This is a genomic window from Allobosea sp. TBD101, assembly GCF_059817965.1.
The window spans coordinates 5,484,117-5,498,569 of sequence record NZ_CM187543.1; the positions used below are offsets into that span (position 1 = coordinate 5,484,117).

The window sequence follows — 14,453 nt, forward strand, 5'->3', positions numbered from 1 at the left end:
ATCATCCCGATCAAGACCCTGCAGGAGGAGTGGCGCCCGACGCGACGAAGGGCTCGGCCCGGAAGGCCATGCTCACGACGATACCGCGGCGGCCTGACCCGGGGGACCCGATATTGGCCAGCCCCGTCGAGGCCCAGCCCGTCAGGAAGAGCTTGTAGTCGAGCACGGCGCGCACGACGACGATGTCGTTGCCCTGCGGCTGGGTGTAGCCGAAGCCGGTCGTATTGAGGCCCCCGCCGGCAATCGGATTGCTCCCCGCCGTCCCGGACGACGCGGCGGAGAAACTGTTGTAGACGCGGACGTCGACATACAGTTTCGAGCAATCGATGAGCCCTATCGGCGCACGGGCGCAGATGGCGTCGCGGAACTTCACAGCGTTCGCCGCGCCGGTGGGCGCATTGTAGAGCGTCCGCGATTGCCCCGTGACCAACGAGCGCGAAACCTGCGACAGCGACTCTTCGAGAATCTGGTTGGACCAGAACATCAGGGCCGTCTCGAAGATCGCGAAGAGAAGCGCGAAGAACGGTACCGCGACGAAGCCGAACTCTACGGCGGCCACGCCATCCTGGGAGCGACGGAAGCGCCGAAGCAGCGGGAAGCGAACGCCGCGGCGCTGCGGCACTCTACTCGGCAACGGCCCATTTTTCGTTCGGTCGAACATCCATTTGCCTCATCGAGCTTCGGCCCAGGCCAAAAATCTCTACGACAAAAGAATTTCCGATCGGTTAGGAGCGCCGCCGGCCAGCGCGAAACGGCATGAAGCTTTCGCTAACCATCGCCGCACGCACGAGCGCGTGCCGCGCGCGCGTTCCTGCAACAGGCTTCAAGGGGTTTCGACTGCCAGGGCCTGCCCTAGTTCCGCGCGCCGCCCGCCGCGAGCGCGTTGCGCGCGCTCGCCTGCCCTGCGGTGCGGCCGAAGAAGCTCTGCGCATCGCCCATCTGGATCGAAGGCTCGCAGTTCGGATTGCAGGCATAGCTTTCACGGTCCATGCCCCGCTGAACCGTCAGAACCTCGTCGGACGCCGCACCGACCCGCACCATCGATTCGGCCAGCAGCGTTCCGTTGGCGTCCAGCGCGATCAGGTTGGTGACGCCGAAGCTCTTGCCGGTGACGATCATGACGCCGTTGCGCTGCACCGCCACATCAGCGATGGCCGGATTGCCGACGACAACCGTCTGAGCCTTCTCGGGCAAGCGCACGACCTTGGCGTGATCGACGAGAACGACCACGCTTTCGGATTTTTCACGCTGCGGCGCGGCGGCAGCGGTCCCGCAGATGGTGATCGCGAGGGCTGTCGCGGCCACCCAGCGCGTCAGCCGACGGCGCCCTTCAGGAGCACGAATGATCAACATGGCGGCGCCTCAAGCTTTGCGACCTCCTCAATGAAGCCCAAAATGATGAATCAAACCCTAAGCACGCCGCGGACAGCGATCTCATACGGCTGAACCGATCGTGCCGCAGCGAAATAACGGAGAGATCGAGCGCTTATATCGAGGCAAACTCGAAATAAATTGACGCTATTCGATCGATTAAACGCCTTGTTTACCGATCAAAACTCGTCAATCTGGCTTTACTCATAAGCTGCCATTTGATTTATGCCTGCTAAATCGAGCGTTAACCACAGAAAAAACACGACCGAAAACAAGCCAATTCTTCGATCCTCTTAACCGATCGGCAAGACGAGCGGGCTAGTGTCGTTCCTGTCGCTGACCGAAGCCACCTCAGAGCACAGGCAGCCGTCAAACCGTGGTGTAAAGGAGTTTCAGCATGACCAATCTTTTCGCTCGCTTCGTCAAGGACGAGTCCGGCGCCACCGCCATCGAATACGGCCTGATCGCCGCCCTGATCGCCGTCGCCGCCATCACCGCGATGACCACCGTCGGCACCGAGCTGATCGCCAAGTTCACGACCATCTCGGACACGCTGAAGAACGCCGGCACCGGCGGCTAAGCCATAGTTGCCCGCAAGGGTGACGCCAGGGCGCTCCGGGCAACCGGAGCGCCTTTCTTTCTTCAGGTGAGCTTTCCGCATCCGCGTAAAGCTTTCAGTGACAAACCAACGTCAGGATGACACGCATCCGGAGCCCGCTTCCATGTCGCTGTCCCTTGTCCTCGTCCTTGGTCTTTTTCCGCTCGCCATGGCCTATGCGGCCGCGAGCGATCTTGTTTCGATGACGATCTCGAACCGGCTCTGCCTGATCCTGATTGCGGGCTTCGCGGTCTGCGCGGCCGTGCTGGGCTTCGATCTCAGCAAACTCGGCTCTCACCTGGCTGCCGGGGCGCTCGTTCTCGCCATCTCCTTCGGGTTGTTCGCTGCCGGCTGGATCGGCGGGGGCGACGCCAAGCTCGCCGCCGCGACCGCCCTGTGGTTCGGTTTCGATCAGCTCATGCCCTATCTGTCGATCGCCGGCCTATTCGGCGGCCTCCTGACCTTCGCCCTTCTCATGCTGCGCGCCCGCCCCTTGCCGGCGCTGATGGAGACATGGCCATGGCTGCGCAGGCTGCACGCCGCCAACGAGGGCGTACCTTACGGCATCGCGCTGGCTTTCGCCGCGCTGCTCGTCCTGCCGGAAACGAGGATCTGGCACGCCGCGATCGGCCTCTGACCCGCCGCGCGGCCGTAACGTCAGCAGCGCTCAAAAAATATACGACCGATTAACCATAAGTTGACGTTTCCCGACGACGATCCGGGACGAGAGCCAATCACACTTGGCCGAGGGTCGTTCGTCCATGAGTCCCGCACGCATCATCATTCTCGCGGTCGCGCTCGTAGCAGGGCTGGGCGCGGCAGTGCTCGTCCAGAGCCCGAAAGCCCCCGCGCCCGTCGCAAAGATCGAACAGGCGCCGACCGTGCCGGTCCTGGTCGCGGCGACCGACATCCCGGTCGGCAACACCGTGACGGCCACCGACCTGCGCTGGCTCGACTGGCCGCTGGCCAGCGTGCCGGCCGGCATCATCCGCAAGGACGAAACGCCCGAAGCCGAAACAGAGATCATCGGGCAGGTGGCGCGCTATGCCACCCTCGGCGCCGAGCCGATCCGCCGCGAGAAGCTGATCAAGACCGACGGAACCGGCTTCCTCTCGGCGGTCCTGCCCGCGGGCATGCGCGCCGTCGCGATCTCGACCGACAGCCGCGGCGCCAACACCGCCGGCGGCTTCATCCTTCCCAACGACCGTGTCGACGTGATCTCAACCTCGCGCGGCGAATCGGATGGCCACGTCAGCGAAGTCATCCTGCGCAATATCCGCGTCCTGGCGATCGGCCAGAACGTGCAGGAACGCAACGGCGAAAAGGTCGTGGTCGGCGAGACCGCGACGCTCGAGATCGAGCCGGGACAGGTCGAAGGGCTGGTCCAGGCCCAGAAGTCGGGCTCGCTCTCGCTGGCCCTGCGCAGCCTCAAGGATGCCGGCGAAAAGAACCCGCCCGCCCAAGCCGACAACTCCATGACGCTCGTGCGCTACGGTGTCACCTCGAAGAGCGTGAAGCCATGATCAGATCTTCTCTCCGCCTCGCGACGGCCCTCGCGCTCGCTCTGGCCGCAGGCAGCGCCGCCGCCCAGTCCACAGGAAGCGGACCCGCTCCCGTCCTGAACGTCGGCTCGAGCGAGAACGCGATCTCCCGCAAGCTCGACCTCTCGATCGGGCGCTCGCTGATCGTCGAGTTGCCGCGCGACGCCAAGGAGGTCTTCGTCGCCAATCCGAAGGTCGCCAACGCGGTGGTCCGGACGGCGCGCAAGCTCTTCGTCATCGGCATCGCCGACGGCAACACCTCGATGTTCGTAATGGATGGCGACGGCCAGCAGATCACCGCGCTCGACATCAATGTCGGGCGCGATCTCAACGTGCTCAGACAGACGCTGCGCACGGCGCTCCCGAATTCACAGATCGAGATCAAGCCGGCGGGCGATTCGATCCTGCTCATCGGCACGGTGCCGAACGCCTCGGACGCGACCCAGGCGGTCGACATCGCCAAGGCCTTCGTCGGCGGCGCCTCCTCCTTCAGGGCCGGCGCGGTGATCAACTCGCTGACCATCCGCGACCGCGACCAGGTGATGGTGAAGGTCACGGTGTCCGAGGTCGCGCGCAAGGCGATCAAGCAGCTCGGCATCAATTCCAGCGGCGAATGGAAGCTCGGCAACTTCTCGATCACACCCACGATCGACAACCCCCTCTCGCTTTCGCCGCAGGCCCTGTCCGCCTCGGCGATCAGTGCCGGCATCGGCAATTCCAAGAACTTCACGCTGCGGGCGCTGGAACGGGCCGGCATGGCGCGCGTCCTGGCCGAGCCGACGGTGACCGCGATCTCGGGCGAGAGCGCGAAATTCACCGCCGGCGGCGAGGTTCCGATCCCGACCGGCTACACCTGCGACCCAGCCAAGGCCGTCTGCACGCTCGGCGTCACCTACAAGCCGATCGGCGTCGCCCTGAACTTCACCCCGATCGTGCTCTCGGCGAACAAGATCAGCATGCGCATCGCGACCGAGGTCACCGAACTCGACTTCGAGAACCAGATCGTGCTCCAGGGCGGATCCGGCCAGCCCACCGTCACCGTCCCCGCCTTCCGCGTACGCAAGTCGGACACGACGGTCGAGCTGCCGTCCGGCGGCACGCTGGCCACCGCCGGCCTGATCCAGCGCGTCTCCAAGACCTCGATCAACGGCCTGCCCGGCCTGATGAACCTGCCGGTCATCGGCGTGCTGTTCCGGTCGCGCGACTACCAGCGCGAGGAGACCGAGCTGATGATCGCCGTCACGCCCTACATCGCCAAGCCGATGCAGCCGAGCGAGGTCCAGCGGCCCGATGACGGCTTCGTCGAGACCCACGACGCCCAGGCGATTCTGCTCGGCCGCCTGAACAAGATCTACGGCAGCGGCGGCGGCCCGGTTCCGCAGGCTTACAAGGGCCGCGTCGGCTTCATCGCCGACTGAGCGCCCCCCGCGACAACGATGATGGATGGCCCGACCATGACGGTTTCCTCCCGGATCGACTCGACAGGACCACGCCTGATCGTCGCCGTGCTGGCGCTCAGTGCCCTCCTCGGCGGCTGCGCCAAGCGCGCGCCCGAGGGCGACACGCTCGCCTACGGACCGGAAGACGTGCGCGAGCGGCACCCGATCGTGCTGCGCGACGCTCCACGCTCGCTCGACGTCTTCGTCGGGCGCAGCGGCAGCACGCTCGATGCCCGGCAGGCCGAGGATGTCGCCAGCTTCGCCCGCGAATTTCGCCGCTCCGGCAAAGGCGGCCTGGTGGCCGAGGTCCCGACCGGCGATCGCCGCGACCGAGCGGCCCATGACACGCTGAACGGCATCCGGGCAGCGCTGTCGCGCGGAGGCGTCTCACCCGCCGTCCTCAGCGTCCGCAGCTATTCCGTCCGGGATCCCGGCCTGACCTCGCCGATCCGCCTGACCTTCGCTTCGCTGCAGGCAAGCGTGGCGCATTCTTGCGGACAATGGCCGACAGACCTGGGCGCCTCCGATTTCAGGTTCTCGGCCTCGAACGCACCCTATTGGAATTTCGGCTGCACATCGCAGGCGACGCTGGCGGCGCAGATTGCCGATCCGATCGATCTCGTCCGCTCCCGCGACGAGGGCCGCCCCGACATCGTCAAGCGCATGGGCGCCATCACCAAGCTTCGCGAGGGCCGGGATCCCTCGACCCAGTACCGCCAGCAGACGCCGCAGATCAACTCGGCGGTCGGAGGCAACTGATGCACGCCGAAACCCGCGACGTCCCCGCGCTCGACCTGCCGAACGACGAGATCATCGCGCCGCTGCCGCGCATCACGCTGCAGGCTTTCTGCGAAACGCCGGCCGTCGCCGCGACCATGCAGGCCGCGGTCGCCGACCGGCGCATGGACAAGGCCCATGCCCGCGTCCAGATGGGCGGGCCGGCGGCCGCCGTCGAGGCCTTCCGCGCCGCGCCCACGCCCAACGTCATCGTGCTCGAAGCCGTGGCCGACCCCGCAACGCTGGTCTCGCATCTCGAATCCCTGTCCGAAAGCTGTGACCCCGGCACCAAGGTCGTCGTGATCGGCCATGTCAACGACGTCCAGCTCTATCGCGACCTGATCCGCCGCGGCGTCAGCGAATATCTGATCGCGCCGCTGGAGCCCCTCGACATCCTGCGCACGCTGTCGGAGCTCTACATCTCCCCGGAGGCCCGCAATCTCGGCCGCGTCATCGCGGTTATGGGGGCCAAGGGCGGCGTCGGCGCCTCGACCGTCGCGCACAACATCTCCTGGGCGATCGCGCGCAATCTCGATGCCTCGACCGTCGTGGTCGACCTCGACATCGCCTTCGGCACGGCCGGGCTCAACTTCAACCAGGACCCGCCGCAAGGTATCGCGGAAGCGGTATTCGCGCCCGAGCGCCTCGATTCCAACATGCTGGACAGGCTCCTGTCGCGCTGCAGCGACAATCTCGCGCTGCTGGCCGCTCCGGCGATCCTGGACCGGACGGTCGATCTCGACGAGGACGCGCTCGAACAGCTCCTCGACCTGCTGCGCGCCAGCGTGCCCTGCATCATCCTCGACGTGCCGCATCAGTGGAACGCCTGGGTGAAGCGGACGGTGCTCGGCGCCGACGAAATCCTCATCGTCGCCGAACCCGAGCTCGCCTCCCTGCGCAACGCCAAGAACCTGGTCGACCTGTCGCGGGCGACGCGACCCAACGATGCCGTCGCCCGGCTCGTCCTCAACCGCGTCGGCGTCCCCAAGCGGCCGGAGATCAACGCCGGAGAGTTCTCCAAGGCACTCGGCATCGACGTGCTCAGCACGGTTCCATTCGACGCGCAATTGTTCGGCACGGCCGCCAATAACGGCCAGATGATCGCCGAGGTGCAGGCGGGCAGCAAGGCGACCGAGGCCTTCACCCAGATCGCCAGCGCGCTGACCGGACGCGGCGAAGCCAAGCGGGGCCGGCGCAGCCTGCTCGAGCCATTCGTCGCGAAGCTGAAGCGCCGCAAGGCTTCGTGAGGGACAGGGACTGACGATGACGGGGAGACGCCCGCACGCCAGGCAAGAGACCGGCCCGGATCGGGCGGGAGAGTGTTGAGATGTTCGGCAAGCGATCCGCAGGCGCCGGTACCGCGCCCAACCTGAACGCAAGAGCGCCCGTGGCCGCCCAGGCCGCGTCGCGCAAACCCGAGCTCGCTCCGGCCGCCATGGAGGAACGCAGGGTCGCGCCGGTGGTCGAGGCGACCCCGCGCTCCGAAGACTACTACCAGATGAAGAGCATGATCTTCGGGGCGCTGATCGAGGCCATCGATCTGTCGCAGCTCGCGAAGCTCGATGCCGAATCGGCGCGCGAGGAAATCCGCGACATCATCAACGAGATCATCTCGCTGAAGAACGTCGTGCTCTCGATCGCGGAGCAGGAAGAGCTGCTCGACGACATCTGCAACGACGTGCTCGGCTACGGACCGCTCGAGCCCCTGCTGGCCCGCGACGACATCGCCGACATCATGGTCAACGGGGCCAACCGGACCTTCATCGAAACCGCCGGCAAGATCCAGCTCACCAATATCCGCTTCCGCGACAACGCGCAGTTGATGAACATCTGCCAGCGCATCGTCAGCCAGGTCGGCCGGCGCGTCGACGAAAGCTCGCCGATCTGCGACGCGCGCCTCGCCGACGGGTCGCGCGTCAACGTCATCGCGCCGCCGCTGGCCATCGACGGCCCGGCGCTCACCATCCGCAAGTTCAAGAAGGACAAGCTGACGCTCGACCAGCTCGTCAAGTTCGGCGCGATCTCGCCGCCGGGCGCCGAGATCCTGAAGATCATCGGACGGGTCCGCTGCAACATCGTCATTTCGGGCGGCACGGGTTCCGGCAAGACGACGCTGCTCAACTGCCTGACCAACTATATCGACGAAGACGAGCGCGTCATCACCTGCGAAGACGCGGCCGAGCTGCAGCTCCAGCAGCCGCATGTGGTGCGTCTCGAAACACGCCCGCCCAACCTCGAAGGCACGGGCGCGGTGACGATGCGCGACCTCGTCAAGAACTGCCTGCGCATGCGTCCGGAACGTATCATCGTCGGCGAGGTGCGCGGACCCGAGGCTTTCGACCTGCTCCAGGCGATGAACACGGGCCATGACGGCTCGATGGGCACGCTGCACGCCAACTCGCCCCGCGAGTGCCTGAGCCGTATCGAATCGATGATCACCATGGGCGGCTTCTCCCTGCCCTCGAAGACGCTGCGCGAGATGATCTGCTCGTCGGTCGACGTCATCATCCAGGCCCAGCGCCTGCGCGACGGATCGCGCCGGATCACCCACATCACCGAAGTGATGGGCATGGAAGGCGAAGTGATCACGACGCAGGACCTGATGCTCTACGACATCGTCGGCGAGGATGCCGCCGGCAAGCTCATCGGCCGGCACCGCGCCACCGGCGTCGGGCGGCCGCGCTTCTGGGAGCGCGCGCGCTATTTCAACGAGGACCAGCGCCTCGCCGCCGCTCTCGACCAGCTCGAAGAAGCGGGCACCAGCCATGCCCTCTGAACGGAAGCTCTCGCGCGGAGGCCGGGCATGAACACGAGCATGCTCGCCGTCGCGCTGTTGGCCATGATCGCCGTCGGCGGCGTGGTCTACGCCCTGCTCTATCCGACGCTCAGCGGCGAGAAGCGCGCCGAGAAGCGGCGCAAGGAGTTCGCCGGGCCGAGCGCGGTGCGCGGCATCGACCGGGAGGCGCAGGCCCGCAACAAACGCGGCCAGATCGCGCAGAGCCTGAAGGATATCGAGAACCGCGAGAACGCGCGCAACAAGATCTCGCTCGAGCAGCGCATCGGCCAGGCCGGCTTAACCTGGACCCCCAAGAAATATTACGGGATCAGCGCGGGAATCGCGGCCGCGGTCGGGCTCCTGCTGTGGCTCGCGAGCGGAAACTGGATCCTCGGTCTCGTCGGCCTCTTCATCGGCGGCTTCGGCATGCCTGCCTGGTTCCTGAAACGTTGCAAGAGCACGCGCCTGAAGAATTTCGGGGTCGAGTTCCCCAACGCGCTCGACGTCATCGTGCGCGGCATCAAGGCGGGCCTGCCCGTGAACGACTGCCTGCGCATCATCGCGAACGAAGCCACGGAGCCGGTGAAGAGCGAATTCAGGATGATCATCGAGTCGCAGGCGCTGGGCCTGCCGCTGTCGGAAGCCGTCGTCAAACTGAACGAGCGCATGCCCTGCGCCGAGGCCAATTTCTTCGGGATCGTCATCGCCATCCAGCAGAAGACCGGCGGCAACCTCTCCGAGACGCTCGGGAACCTGTCACGCGTGCTGCGCGAGCGCCGCAAGATGCGCGACAAGATCGCGGCGGTATCGATGGAAGCCAAGGCCTCGGCGGCCATCATCGGGTCGCTGCCCCCGGTGGTGGCCATCCTCGTCTGGCTCACCACCCCGAAATACATCGAGCTTCTCTGGATCACCCAGGCCGGCAAGGTTGCGCTGGTCGCGAGCGGCCTGTGGATGCTCATCGGCATCTTCATCATGAAAAAGATGATCAATTTCGACATCTGAGACGGACAATGATTGCCCAGATCGCCAACAGCGTCACCAATCCGCAGTTCATGCTGGCGCTGCTGGCCGCCATCGCGGCGGCAGCGACCGTGCTGACGATCGCGATTCCGCTGACCGAGGGCAACAATCTCCAGAAGCGCATGAAGAATGTCGCGACGGAGCGCGAAAAAATCCGCGCCCGCGAACGCGAGAGACTCAACCGGCAGAACGAGAAGGTTTCGCTGCGGCAGGAGCCGAAAGCCTATATGCGGCGCATCGTGGAGCGCTTCAAACTGGGCGACTGGCTCGGCACGGAAAACGCCAAGAAGCAGCTCGCCATGGCCGGCTATCGCGGCCCCCAGGCGGAAGTCACCTTCCTGTTCTTCCGCCTCGCCGCTCCTGTCGGGCTGTTCCTGTTCACGCTGTTCTACGTCTTCGCCATCAATGGTTTCGGCCAGCCCTTCACGATCAAGATCGCCATGGCGATCGCCGGCGCCTATCTCGGCATCAAGGCTCCGGAAATCTTCCTGTCGAACCAGGCCAGCAAACGGCAGATGTCGATGCGCCAGGCCTTTCCGGACGCGCTCGACCTGCTGCTGATCTGCGTGGAATCCGGCATGTCGATCGAGCACGCCTTCCGGAAGGTCGCGGGCGAGATCGGCAACCAGTCGGTGCCGCTGGCGGAGGAATTCGCGCTGTGCACGGCCGAGCTGTCCTATCTGAGCGACCGGCGCATCGCCTACGAGAACCTCGCGATCCGCACCGGCCTCGAGAGCGTGAAATCGGTCTCGACGGCCCTGATCCAGGCCGAGCGCTACGGCACGCCGCTCGGCACCGCCTTGCGCGTCCTGGCCCAGGAAAGCCGCGACCAGCGCATGTCGGCGGCCGAGAAGAAGGCGGCTGCGCTGCCGCCGAAACTCACGGTGCCGATGATCCTGTTCTTCCTGCCGGTGCTGTTCGTCATCATCATGACGCCCGCCCTGGTGCAGGTCTTCCACTGGAAGTGAAGGCTGCGCGATCGCCGGGTTTCGACCCCGCGCAAAGATGGCAGCACCGTTGCACGCTTCGGCATTAGGCCCGCTGACGAAGAAGGCCGGAGCCCCAGGGCTCCGGCCTTCTTCGGTTCTGCACGAGTCTTCCGAGACGCGCCAGGTTCGTCGGAGATGCCGTCTTCAGGCCGGCGGGGCGGCGGCAGGCATGGCACCCGCTCCCTGGACCGCCGGCTGCCGCGCCGGCGCCTGAGCCCGACCTTTGCCGCCCTTGAGCAACTCCCAGCTGTTCTGCTGGCTGACGCTGCGCTTGAGATAGGCGATCGCCGCCGCGGCCTCGGCCGGACTCTGGTCGCGGCGGGCGAGGGTCTCGGCCTCGCCGAAGCGTCCCTGCAGGCCGAGGACCAGCACGAGATTCTGGCGGACGCGAGCATCCGCCCGCTCGGAGGCCACGGCCTCGGACAGAATGCGCTCGGCCTCCGGCAGGTTGCGCGACAGGGCGAGCGACAGCCCGTAGTTCGACATGATCGTCGGCTCGTTGGGAGCAAGCTTCAGCGCCGACTGGTAGATCTGCTGGGCGCGCGCGTGCTCGCCGAGCTGGTCGGCGACCGTGCCCTGCGCCGACAGGATTCGCCAATCCGGACGCTCGGGCGAATGCGCCCGCGACAGCACGTCGTCCGCCTCCCGGAAACGTCCGTTGTCCGCGAGCGTGCGGCCATAGGCGCCGAGCAGCTCGCGATCGTCCTGATGGATGAGGATGGCGCTCTGCAGCACGGCCAGGGCCTGTGCGTTCTGATCGAGGCTCCGCAGCGCCCGCGCATAGTAGAAGGCGGCGTCGCGGTCCTTGGGATTGGCATCGTAGCGCTTGGCCCAGGTCTCGCGATCAGCCTGCCAGTCCGACGCGGTGCGCGGCTGGCTAGCCTGGCTGCGGCCGATCGAGCCGGTGATGTCACCCAGACCGCCACGGCCCTGGCAGCCGGCAAGAACGAGCGCCGCAAGACAGACGGCGAGGCCGAGACCTGTACGGGAGCCCCGCGCGGGCTCGCGGGCTGAAGAATGGGGCCGGGCAGAAGACATGGGCCGGATCGCCTCCCGAAAACGGGTCGTCTGGATGGGTTCACTGGTCGATCCGGTGATAAAGCGTTAACCCTAATGCATTCTTAATTGCCTCCCCGACGCCCCTGCCCGAAACCGAAACAGCGCTCCGTGCATAGTCTTCTGATCTCCGCTCCCGCCGCCGCCATTCCCGTTCACGTCGTCTCGGCCAGCACCTGGCCCGCGCTTCAGGACAAGCTCTCTCCGGCCCAGCGCAGCTTCGCCCTTGCGCAGGGGTTCGCAGCCCGCGCCGGCCAGCATTGCCTGCTGCCCGACGCACAAGGGGCGCTGGCGGCTGTCCTGCTCGGCATCGATGCTACCGCGCGCCGGCCCGATCCGTTCGCGGCCGGGCGGCTCGCCGCGCTGTTGCCCGCCGGCGATTACATCTTGTCGGGAGAGATCGGCGATCCCGCGCTGGCCACGCTGAGCTGGCTGCTGCAGGGCTACCGTTTCGATCGCTACCGCAAGCCGAACCCGGCACGCGCCCGGCTGGTCATCCCCGATGGCATCGATGGCGAGGAGATCAGCCAGATCGCCGAATCCGCGATGCTGGCGCGCGACCTCGTCAATACGCCGGCCAATGAGCTTGGACCGGGCGAGATCGAAGCGGCGATCCGCGGACTCGCCACCGAATGCGGTGCGACGGTCACCAGCATCATCGGCGACGACTTGATCGCCCGCAATTTCCCGATGATCCACGCGGTCGGCCGTGCCTCGACGCGGGCGCCGCGGCTCGTCGACCTCACTTGGGGCGATCCCGCCCATCCCAAGGTCACACTCGTCGGCAAGGGCGTCGCCTTCGACACCGGCGGGCTCAATCTCAAGCCCGATGCCTCGATGCTGCTGATGAAGAAGGACATGGGCGGCGCGGCGGCAGCGATCGCGGCGGCGCGGATGATCATGCTGGCGAAGCTGCCGGTACGCTTGCGCCTGCTCGTTCCGGCCGTCGAGAACGCCGTGTCGGGCAATGCCTTCCGGCCCGGCGACGTGCTGGCCAGCCGCAAGGGCCTTTCGGTCGAGATCGGCAATACCGATGCCGAGGGTCGGCTGATCCTGGCCGATGCGCTGGCTCTCGCCGACGAAGAGGCGCCGGCGCTGCTGGTGGATTTCGCGACGCTGACCGGCGCCGCGCGGACCGCGCTCGGGCCTGAACTGCCGCCCTTCTACACGCATGACGAAAGCCTCGCCGCCGAGATCGCCCGGCTCGGCATGGCCATGAACGACCCAGTCTGGCGGCTGCCGCTCTGGCCGCCCTATGACGGCCTGCTCGAGTCCAAGATCGCCGACGTCAATCACATCTCCAGCGGCGGTATGGCGGGCTCGGTCACGGCGGCGCTGTTCCTCAACCGCTTCGTCGAGAAGGCGCAATCCTATGTCCATTTCGACATCTATGCCTGGAATCCGGCGGCCAGGCCGGGACGGCCGGAAGGCGGCGAATGCCAGGGTGCAAGGCTGATCCACGCGCTGGTGAAGCAGCTTTATCCGCGCAGTTAAGGCTGATCGGCGAAGGCGATTGCGCGACAGCGCCACCGCGCTAATGATACGGGTCCGTAACGATCTGGACCCGTGTCTTTATGCCCCTGGAGATCAGACCTTCGCAGGCGCTCAAGCTGTGGCGGCAGGTCCATCTCGATCTGGTGCGGGACCACGATGCCGATCTCTCGGCGCGCCAGACCGCGATCCTGCTGACGGTCTATCTCGAATTGCCGCCGCATACCGTACGCGGCCTCGCCAAGCAGCTCGGCGTGACCAAGCCGGTGATCACGCGCGCGCTCGACACGCTCGGCAAGCTCGGCCTGCTGACGCGCAAGCGCGACGACGCGGACCGCCGCAATGTCGTGATCCAGCGCACCGTCGCCGGGGCGCTCGCCGTCGAGCGGCTGGCCGATCTCGTGACCGAGCATGCCAAGGAGATCGGCGGAAGCTGACGCCTCTCCCCGACCGCCTCCCGCCACGCTAGATTGCCGCCATGATCGCGATTCTCGACCGCCGCATCCACGCCTTCCGCCCCGATCTCGCCGCCCGCGCGCTGACGGGGCAAGTCGAGGCCTCGCGCTTCGCCGACCCGCAGGCGATGCGCATCGTCGCGGCCTCCGCTCCGGTGCGGCGTGAACCGCGCCCGGATGCCGCGCTCGACACCGAGGCGCTCGCCGGCGAGCTGGTGCAGGTCTATGAGCGCGAGGAAGGCTGGGCCTGGGCGCAGCTCGCGGGCGACGGCTATGTCGGCTACATCCCCGACGATGCTCTGCGGCCGGACCAGCCCGCGCCGACGCATCGCGTCGCGGATTTGCGAACCTTCGTCTATCCCGGCCCTTCGATCAAACTGCCGCCGCTCACCACGCTCTCGCTTGGCGCCCGTGTCGCCGTGGTCGAGAACAAGGGCGATTTCGCGGTTCTGGCCGATGGCGGCCATGTCTTCGCCGCCCATCTCGCGCCGCTCGACGAGCATGAGACGGATTTCGTCGCTGTCGCCGAGCGCTTCGTCGGCGTGCCCTATCTCTGGGGCGGCAAGACCAGCCTCGGGCTCGACTGCTCGGGCCTGACCCAGCTTTGCCTGGCGGCGGCCGGCATCGCCGCGCCGCGCGATTCCGACATGATGGAAGCGACGCTCGGCCGGCCCGTCGAACTGCGCGAGGACCTGTCAGGGCTCCAGCGCGGCGACCTCGTCTTCTGGAAGGGCCATGTCGGCATCCTGACAGCCCCTGACACGCTGCTCCATGCTAGCGGGCACGTCATGAGCGTCTATCGCGAATCCCTGCGCGAGGCGCGTGACCGCATCCGCGCCAAGAGTTTTGGCGAGATCACCGCCATCAAGCGGCTGGGCTGACGCCCCGATCCATTAAAGCGCGCCGTCATCCCGGGCGGAACGAAGCGCAGACCCGG

General features: G+C 66.5%; 15 protein-coding genes. 12 read left to right on the top strand and 3 right to left on the bottom strand.

All coding sequences use genetic code 11. The annotated features are described in order from the left end of the window. Positions 1 to 10: 10 nt before the first annotated feature. Positions 11 to 661, bottom strand: a complete 651-nt coding sequence (locus AC6RIC_RS26500) for a TadE/TadG family type IV pilus assembly protein (RefSeq protein ID WP_454658828.1) — start codon at positions 659 to 661, stop codon at positions 11 to 13. Positions 662 to 852: 191 nt separating this feature from the next. Then, entirely contained in the window at positions 853 to 1,353 is a 501-nt protein-coding gene (locus AC6RIC_RS26505) for a pilus assembly protein N-terminal domain-containing protein (protein WP_454658829.1), read from the bottom strand. Between the two features lie 415 nt (positions 1,354 to 1,768). On the opposite strand from AC6RIC_RS26505, the gene AC6RIC_RS26510 reads away from it, so the two are divergent. The 9 genes from AC6RIC_RS26510 to AC6RIC_RS26550 all read left to right on the top strand — a co-directional run bounded on the left by AC6RIC_RS26510 (position 1,769) and on the right by AC6RIC_RS26550 (position 10,493). Further along, positions 1,769 to 1,951, top strand: a complete 183-nt coding sequence (locus tag AC6RIC_RS26510; RefSeq protein ID WP_454658830.1) for a Flp family type IVb pilin — start codon at positions 1,769 to 1,771, stop codon at positions 1,949 to 1,951. Positions 1,952 to 2,093: 142 nt separating this feature from the next. After that, on the top strand, positions 2,094 to 2,606 hold the full coding sequence (locus AC6RIC_RS26515; protein WP_454658831.1) for an A24 family peptidase: 513 nt from the start codon (positions 2,094 to 2,096) through the stop codon (positions 2,604 to 2,606). Positions 2,607 to 2,730: 124 nt separating this feature from the next. Next, positions 2,731 to 3,492, top strand: coding sequence for a Flp pilus assembly protein CpaB (gene cpaB / locus AC6RIC_RS26520; RefSeq protein ID WP_454658832.1), 762 nt, complete (start codon positions 2,731 to 2,733; stop codon positions 3,490 to 3,492). Then, positions 3,489 to 4,928: a type II and III secretion system protein family protein gene (locus AC6RIC_RS26525; protein ID WP_454658833.1), complete on the top strand. Its 1,440-nt coding sequence runs from the start codon at positions 3,489 to 3,491 to the stop codon at positions 4,926 to 4,928. The genes cpaB and AC6RIC_RS26525 overlap by 4 nt, the downstream gene beginning before the upstream one ends. A gap of 36 nt (positions 4,929 to 4,964) precedes the next feature. Further along, positions 4,965 to 5,708 carry a CpaD family pilus assembly protein gene (locus AC6RIC_RS26530; RefSeq protein ID WP_499734610.1) on the top strand — a complete coding sequence of 248 codons (744 nt, stop codon included), beginning with the start codon at positions 4,965 to 4,967 and terminating at the stop codon, positions 5,706 to 5,708. After that, positions 5,708 to 6,973, top strand: coding sequence for a CpaE/TadZ family protein (locus AC6RIC_RS26535; protein ID WP_499734611.1), 1,266 nt, complete (start codon positions 5,708 to 5,710; stop codon positions 6,971 to 6,973). The genes AC6RIC_RS26530 and AC6RIC_RS26535 overlap by 1 nt, the downstream gene beginning before the upstream one ends. An 80-nt stretch (positions 6,974 to 7,053) precedes the next feature. After that, complete coding sequence (locus AC6RIC_RS26540) at positions 7,054 to 8,502, top strand: TadA family conjugal transfer-associated ATPase (protein WP_454658836.1); 1,449 nt, start codon at positions 7,054 to 7,056, stop codon at positions 8,500 to 8,502. A gap of 27 nt (positions 8,503 to 8,529) precedes the next feature. Further along, complete coding sequence (locus AC6RIC_RS26545) at positions 8,530 to 9,507, top strand: type II secretion system F family protein (protein ID WP_454658837.1); 978 nt, start codon at positions 8,530 to 8,532, stop codon at positions 9,505 to 9,507. An 8-nt stretch (positions 9,508 to 9,515) separates the two neighbouring features. Further along, complete coding sequence (locus AC6RIC_RS26550) at positions 9,516 to 10,493, top strand: type II secretion system F family protein (protein WP_454658838.1); 978 nt, start codon at positions 9,516 to 9,518, stop codon at positions 10,491 to 10,493. A 165-nt stretch (positions 10,494 to 10,658) separates the two neighbouring features. Here the strand turns inward: AC6RIC_RS26550 and AC6RIC_RS26555 are convergent, their stop codons facing one another. Further along, positions 10,659 to 11,552, bottom strand: a complete 894-nt coding sequence (locus AC6RIC_RS26555; RefSeq protein WP_499734612.1) for a tetratricopeptide repeat protein — start codon at positions 11,550 to 11,552, stop codon at positions 10,659 to 10,661. Between the two features lie 129 nt (positions 11,553 to 11,681). On the opposite strand from AC6RIC_RS26555, the gene AC6RIC_RS26560 reads away from it, so the two are divergent. From AC6RIC_RS26560 to AC6RIC_RS26570, 3 genes are all read left to right on the top strand, one after another. Next, entirely contained in the window at positions 11,682 to 13,064 is a 1,383-nt protein-coding gene (locus AC6RIC_RS26560; protein WP_499734613.1) for a leucyl aminopeptidase family protein, read from the top strand. A gap of 80 nt (positions 13,065 to 13,144) precedes the next feature. Next, the gene (locus AC6RIC_RS26565) at positions 13,145 to 13,498 is read left to right on the top strand and encodes a MarR family winged helix-turn-helix transcriptional regulator (RefSeq protein ID WP_499734614.1); all 354 of its coding nucleotides are present in this window, start codon (positions 13,145 to 13,147) and stop codon (positions 13,496 to 13,498) included. Positions 13,499 to 13,539: 41 nt separating this feature from the next. Continuing rightward, on the top strand, positions 13,540 to 14,397 hold the full coding sequence (locus tag AC6RIC_RS26570; RefSeq protein ID WP_499734615.1) for a C40 family peptidase: 858 nt from the start codon (positions 13,540 to 13,542) through the stop codon (positions 14,395 to 14,397). The last annotated feature ends 56 nt before the right edge of the window (positions 14,398 to 14,453 follow it).

What these genes read in the sequence shown, in the direction of transcription:
- AC6RIC_RS26545 (WP_454658837.1), top strand. Translation starts at nt 8,530, where the DNA reads ATGAACACGAGCATGCTCGCCGTCGCGCTGTTGGCCATGATCGCCGTC.
- AC6RIC_RS26510 (WP_454658830.1), top strand. Translation starts at nt 1,769, where the DNA reads ATGACCAATCTTTTCGCTCGCTTCGTCAAGGACGAGTCCGGCGCCACC.
- AC6RIC_RS26565 (WP_499734614.1), top strand. Translation starts at nt 13,145, where the DNA reads ATGCCCCTGGAGATCAGACCTTCGCAGGCGCTCAAGCTGTGGCGGCAG.
- AC6RIC_RS26500 (WP_454658828.1), bottom strand. Translation starts at nt 661, where the DNA reads ATGTTCGACCGAACGAAAAATGGGCCGTTGCCGAGTAGAGTGCCGCAG.
- cpaB (WP_454658832.1), top strand. Translation starts at nt 2,731, where the DNA reads ATGAGTCCCGCACGCATCATCATTCTCGCGGTCGCGCTCGTAGCAGGG.
- AC6RIC_RS26535 (WP_499734611.1), top strand. Translation starts at nt 5,708, where the DNA reads ATGCACGCCGAAACCCGCGACGTCCCCGCGCTCGACCTGCCGAACGAC.
- AC6RIC_RS26555 (WP_499734612.1), bottom strand. Translation starts at nt 11,552, where the DNA reads ATGTCTTCTGCCCGGCCCCATTCTTCAGCCCGCGAGCCCGCGCGGGGC.
- AC6RIC_RS26540 (WP_454658836.1), top strand. Translation starts at nt 7,054, where the DNA reads ATGTTCGGCAAGCGATCCGCAGGCGCCGGTACCGCGCCCAACCTGAAC.
- AC6RIC_RS26505 (WP_454658829.1), bottom strand. Translation starts at nt 1,353, where the DNA reads ATGTTGATCATTCGTGCTCCTGAAGGGCGCCGTCGGCTGACGCGCTGG.
- AC6RIC_RS26530 (WP_499734610.1), top strand. Translation starts at nt 4,965, where the DNA reads ATGACGGTTTCCTCCCGGATCGACTCGACAGGACCACGCCTGATCGTC.
- AC6RIC_RS26525 (WP_454658833.1), top strand. Translation starts at nt 3,489, where the DNA reads ATGATCAGATCTTCTCTCCGCCTCGCGACGGCCCTCGCGCTCGCTCTG.
- AC6RIC_RS26570 (WP_499734615.1), top strand. Translation starts at nt 13,540, where the DNA reads ATGATCGCGATTCTCGACCGCCGCATCCACGCCTTCCGCCCCGATCTC.
- AC6RIC_RS26515 (WP_454658831.1), top strand. Translation starts at nt 2,094, where the DNA reads ATGTCGCTGTCCCTTGTCCTCGTCCTTGGTCTTTTTCCGCTCGCCATG.
- AC6RIC_RS26550 (WP_454658838.1), top strand. Translation starts at nt 9,516, where the DNA reads ATGATTGCCCAGATCGCCAACAGCGTCACCAATCCGCAGTTCATGCTG.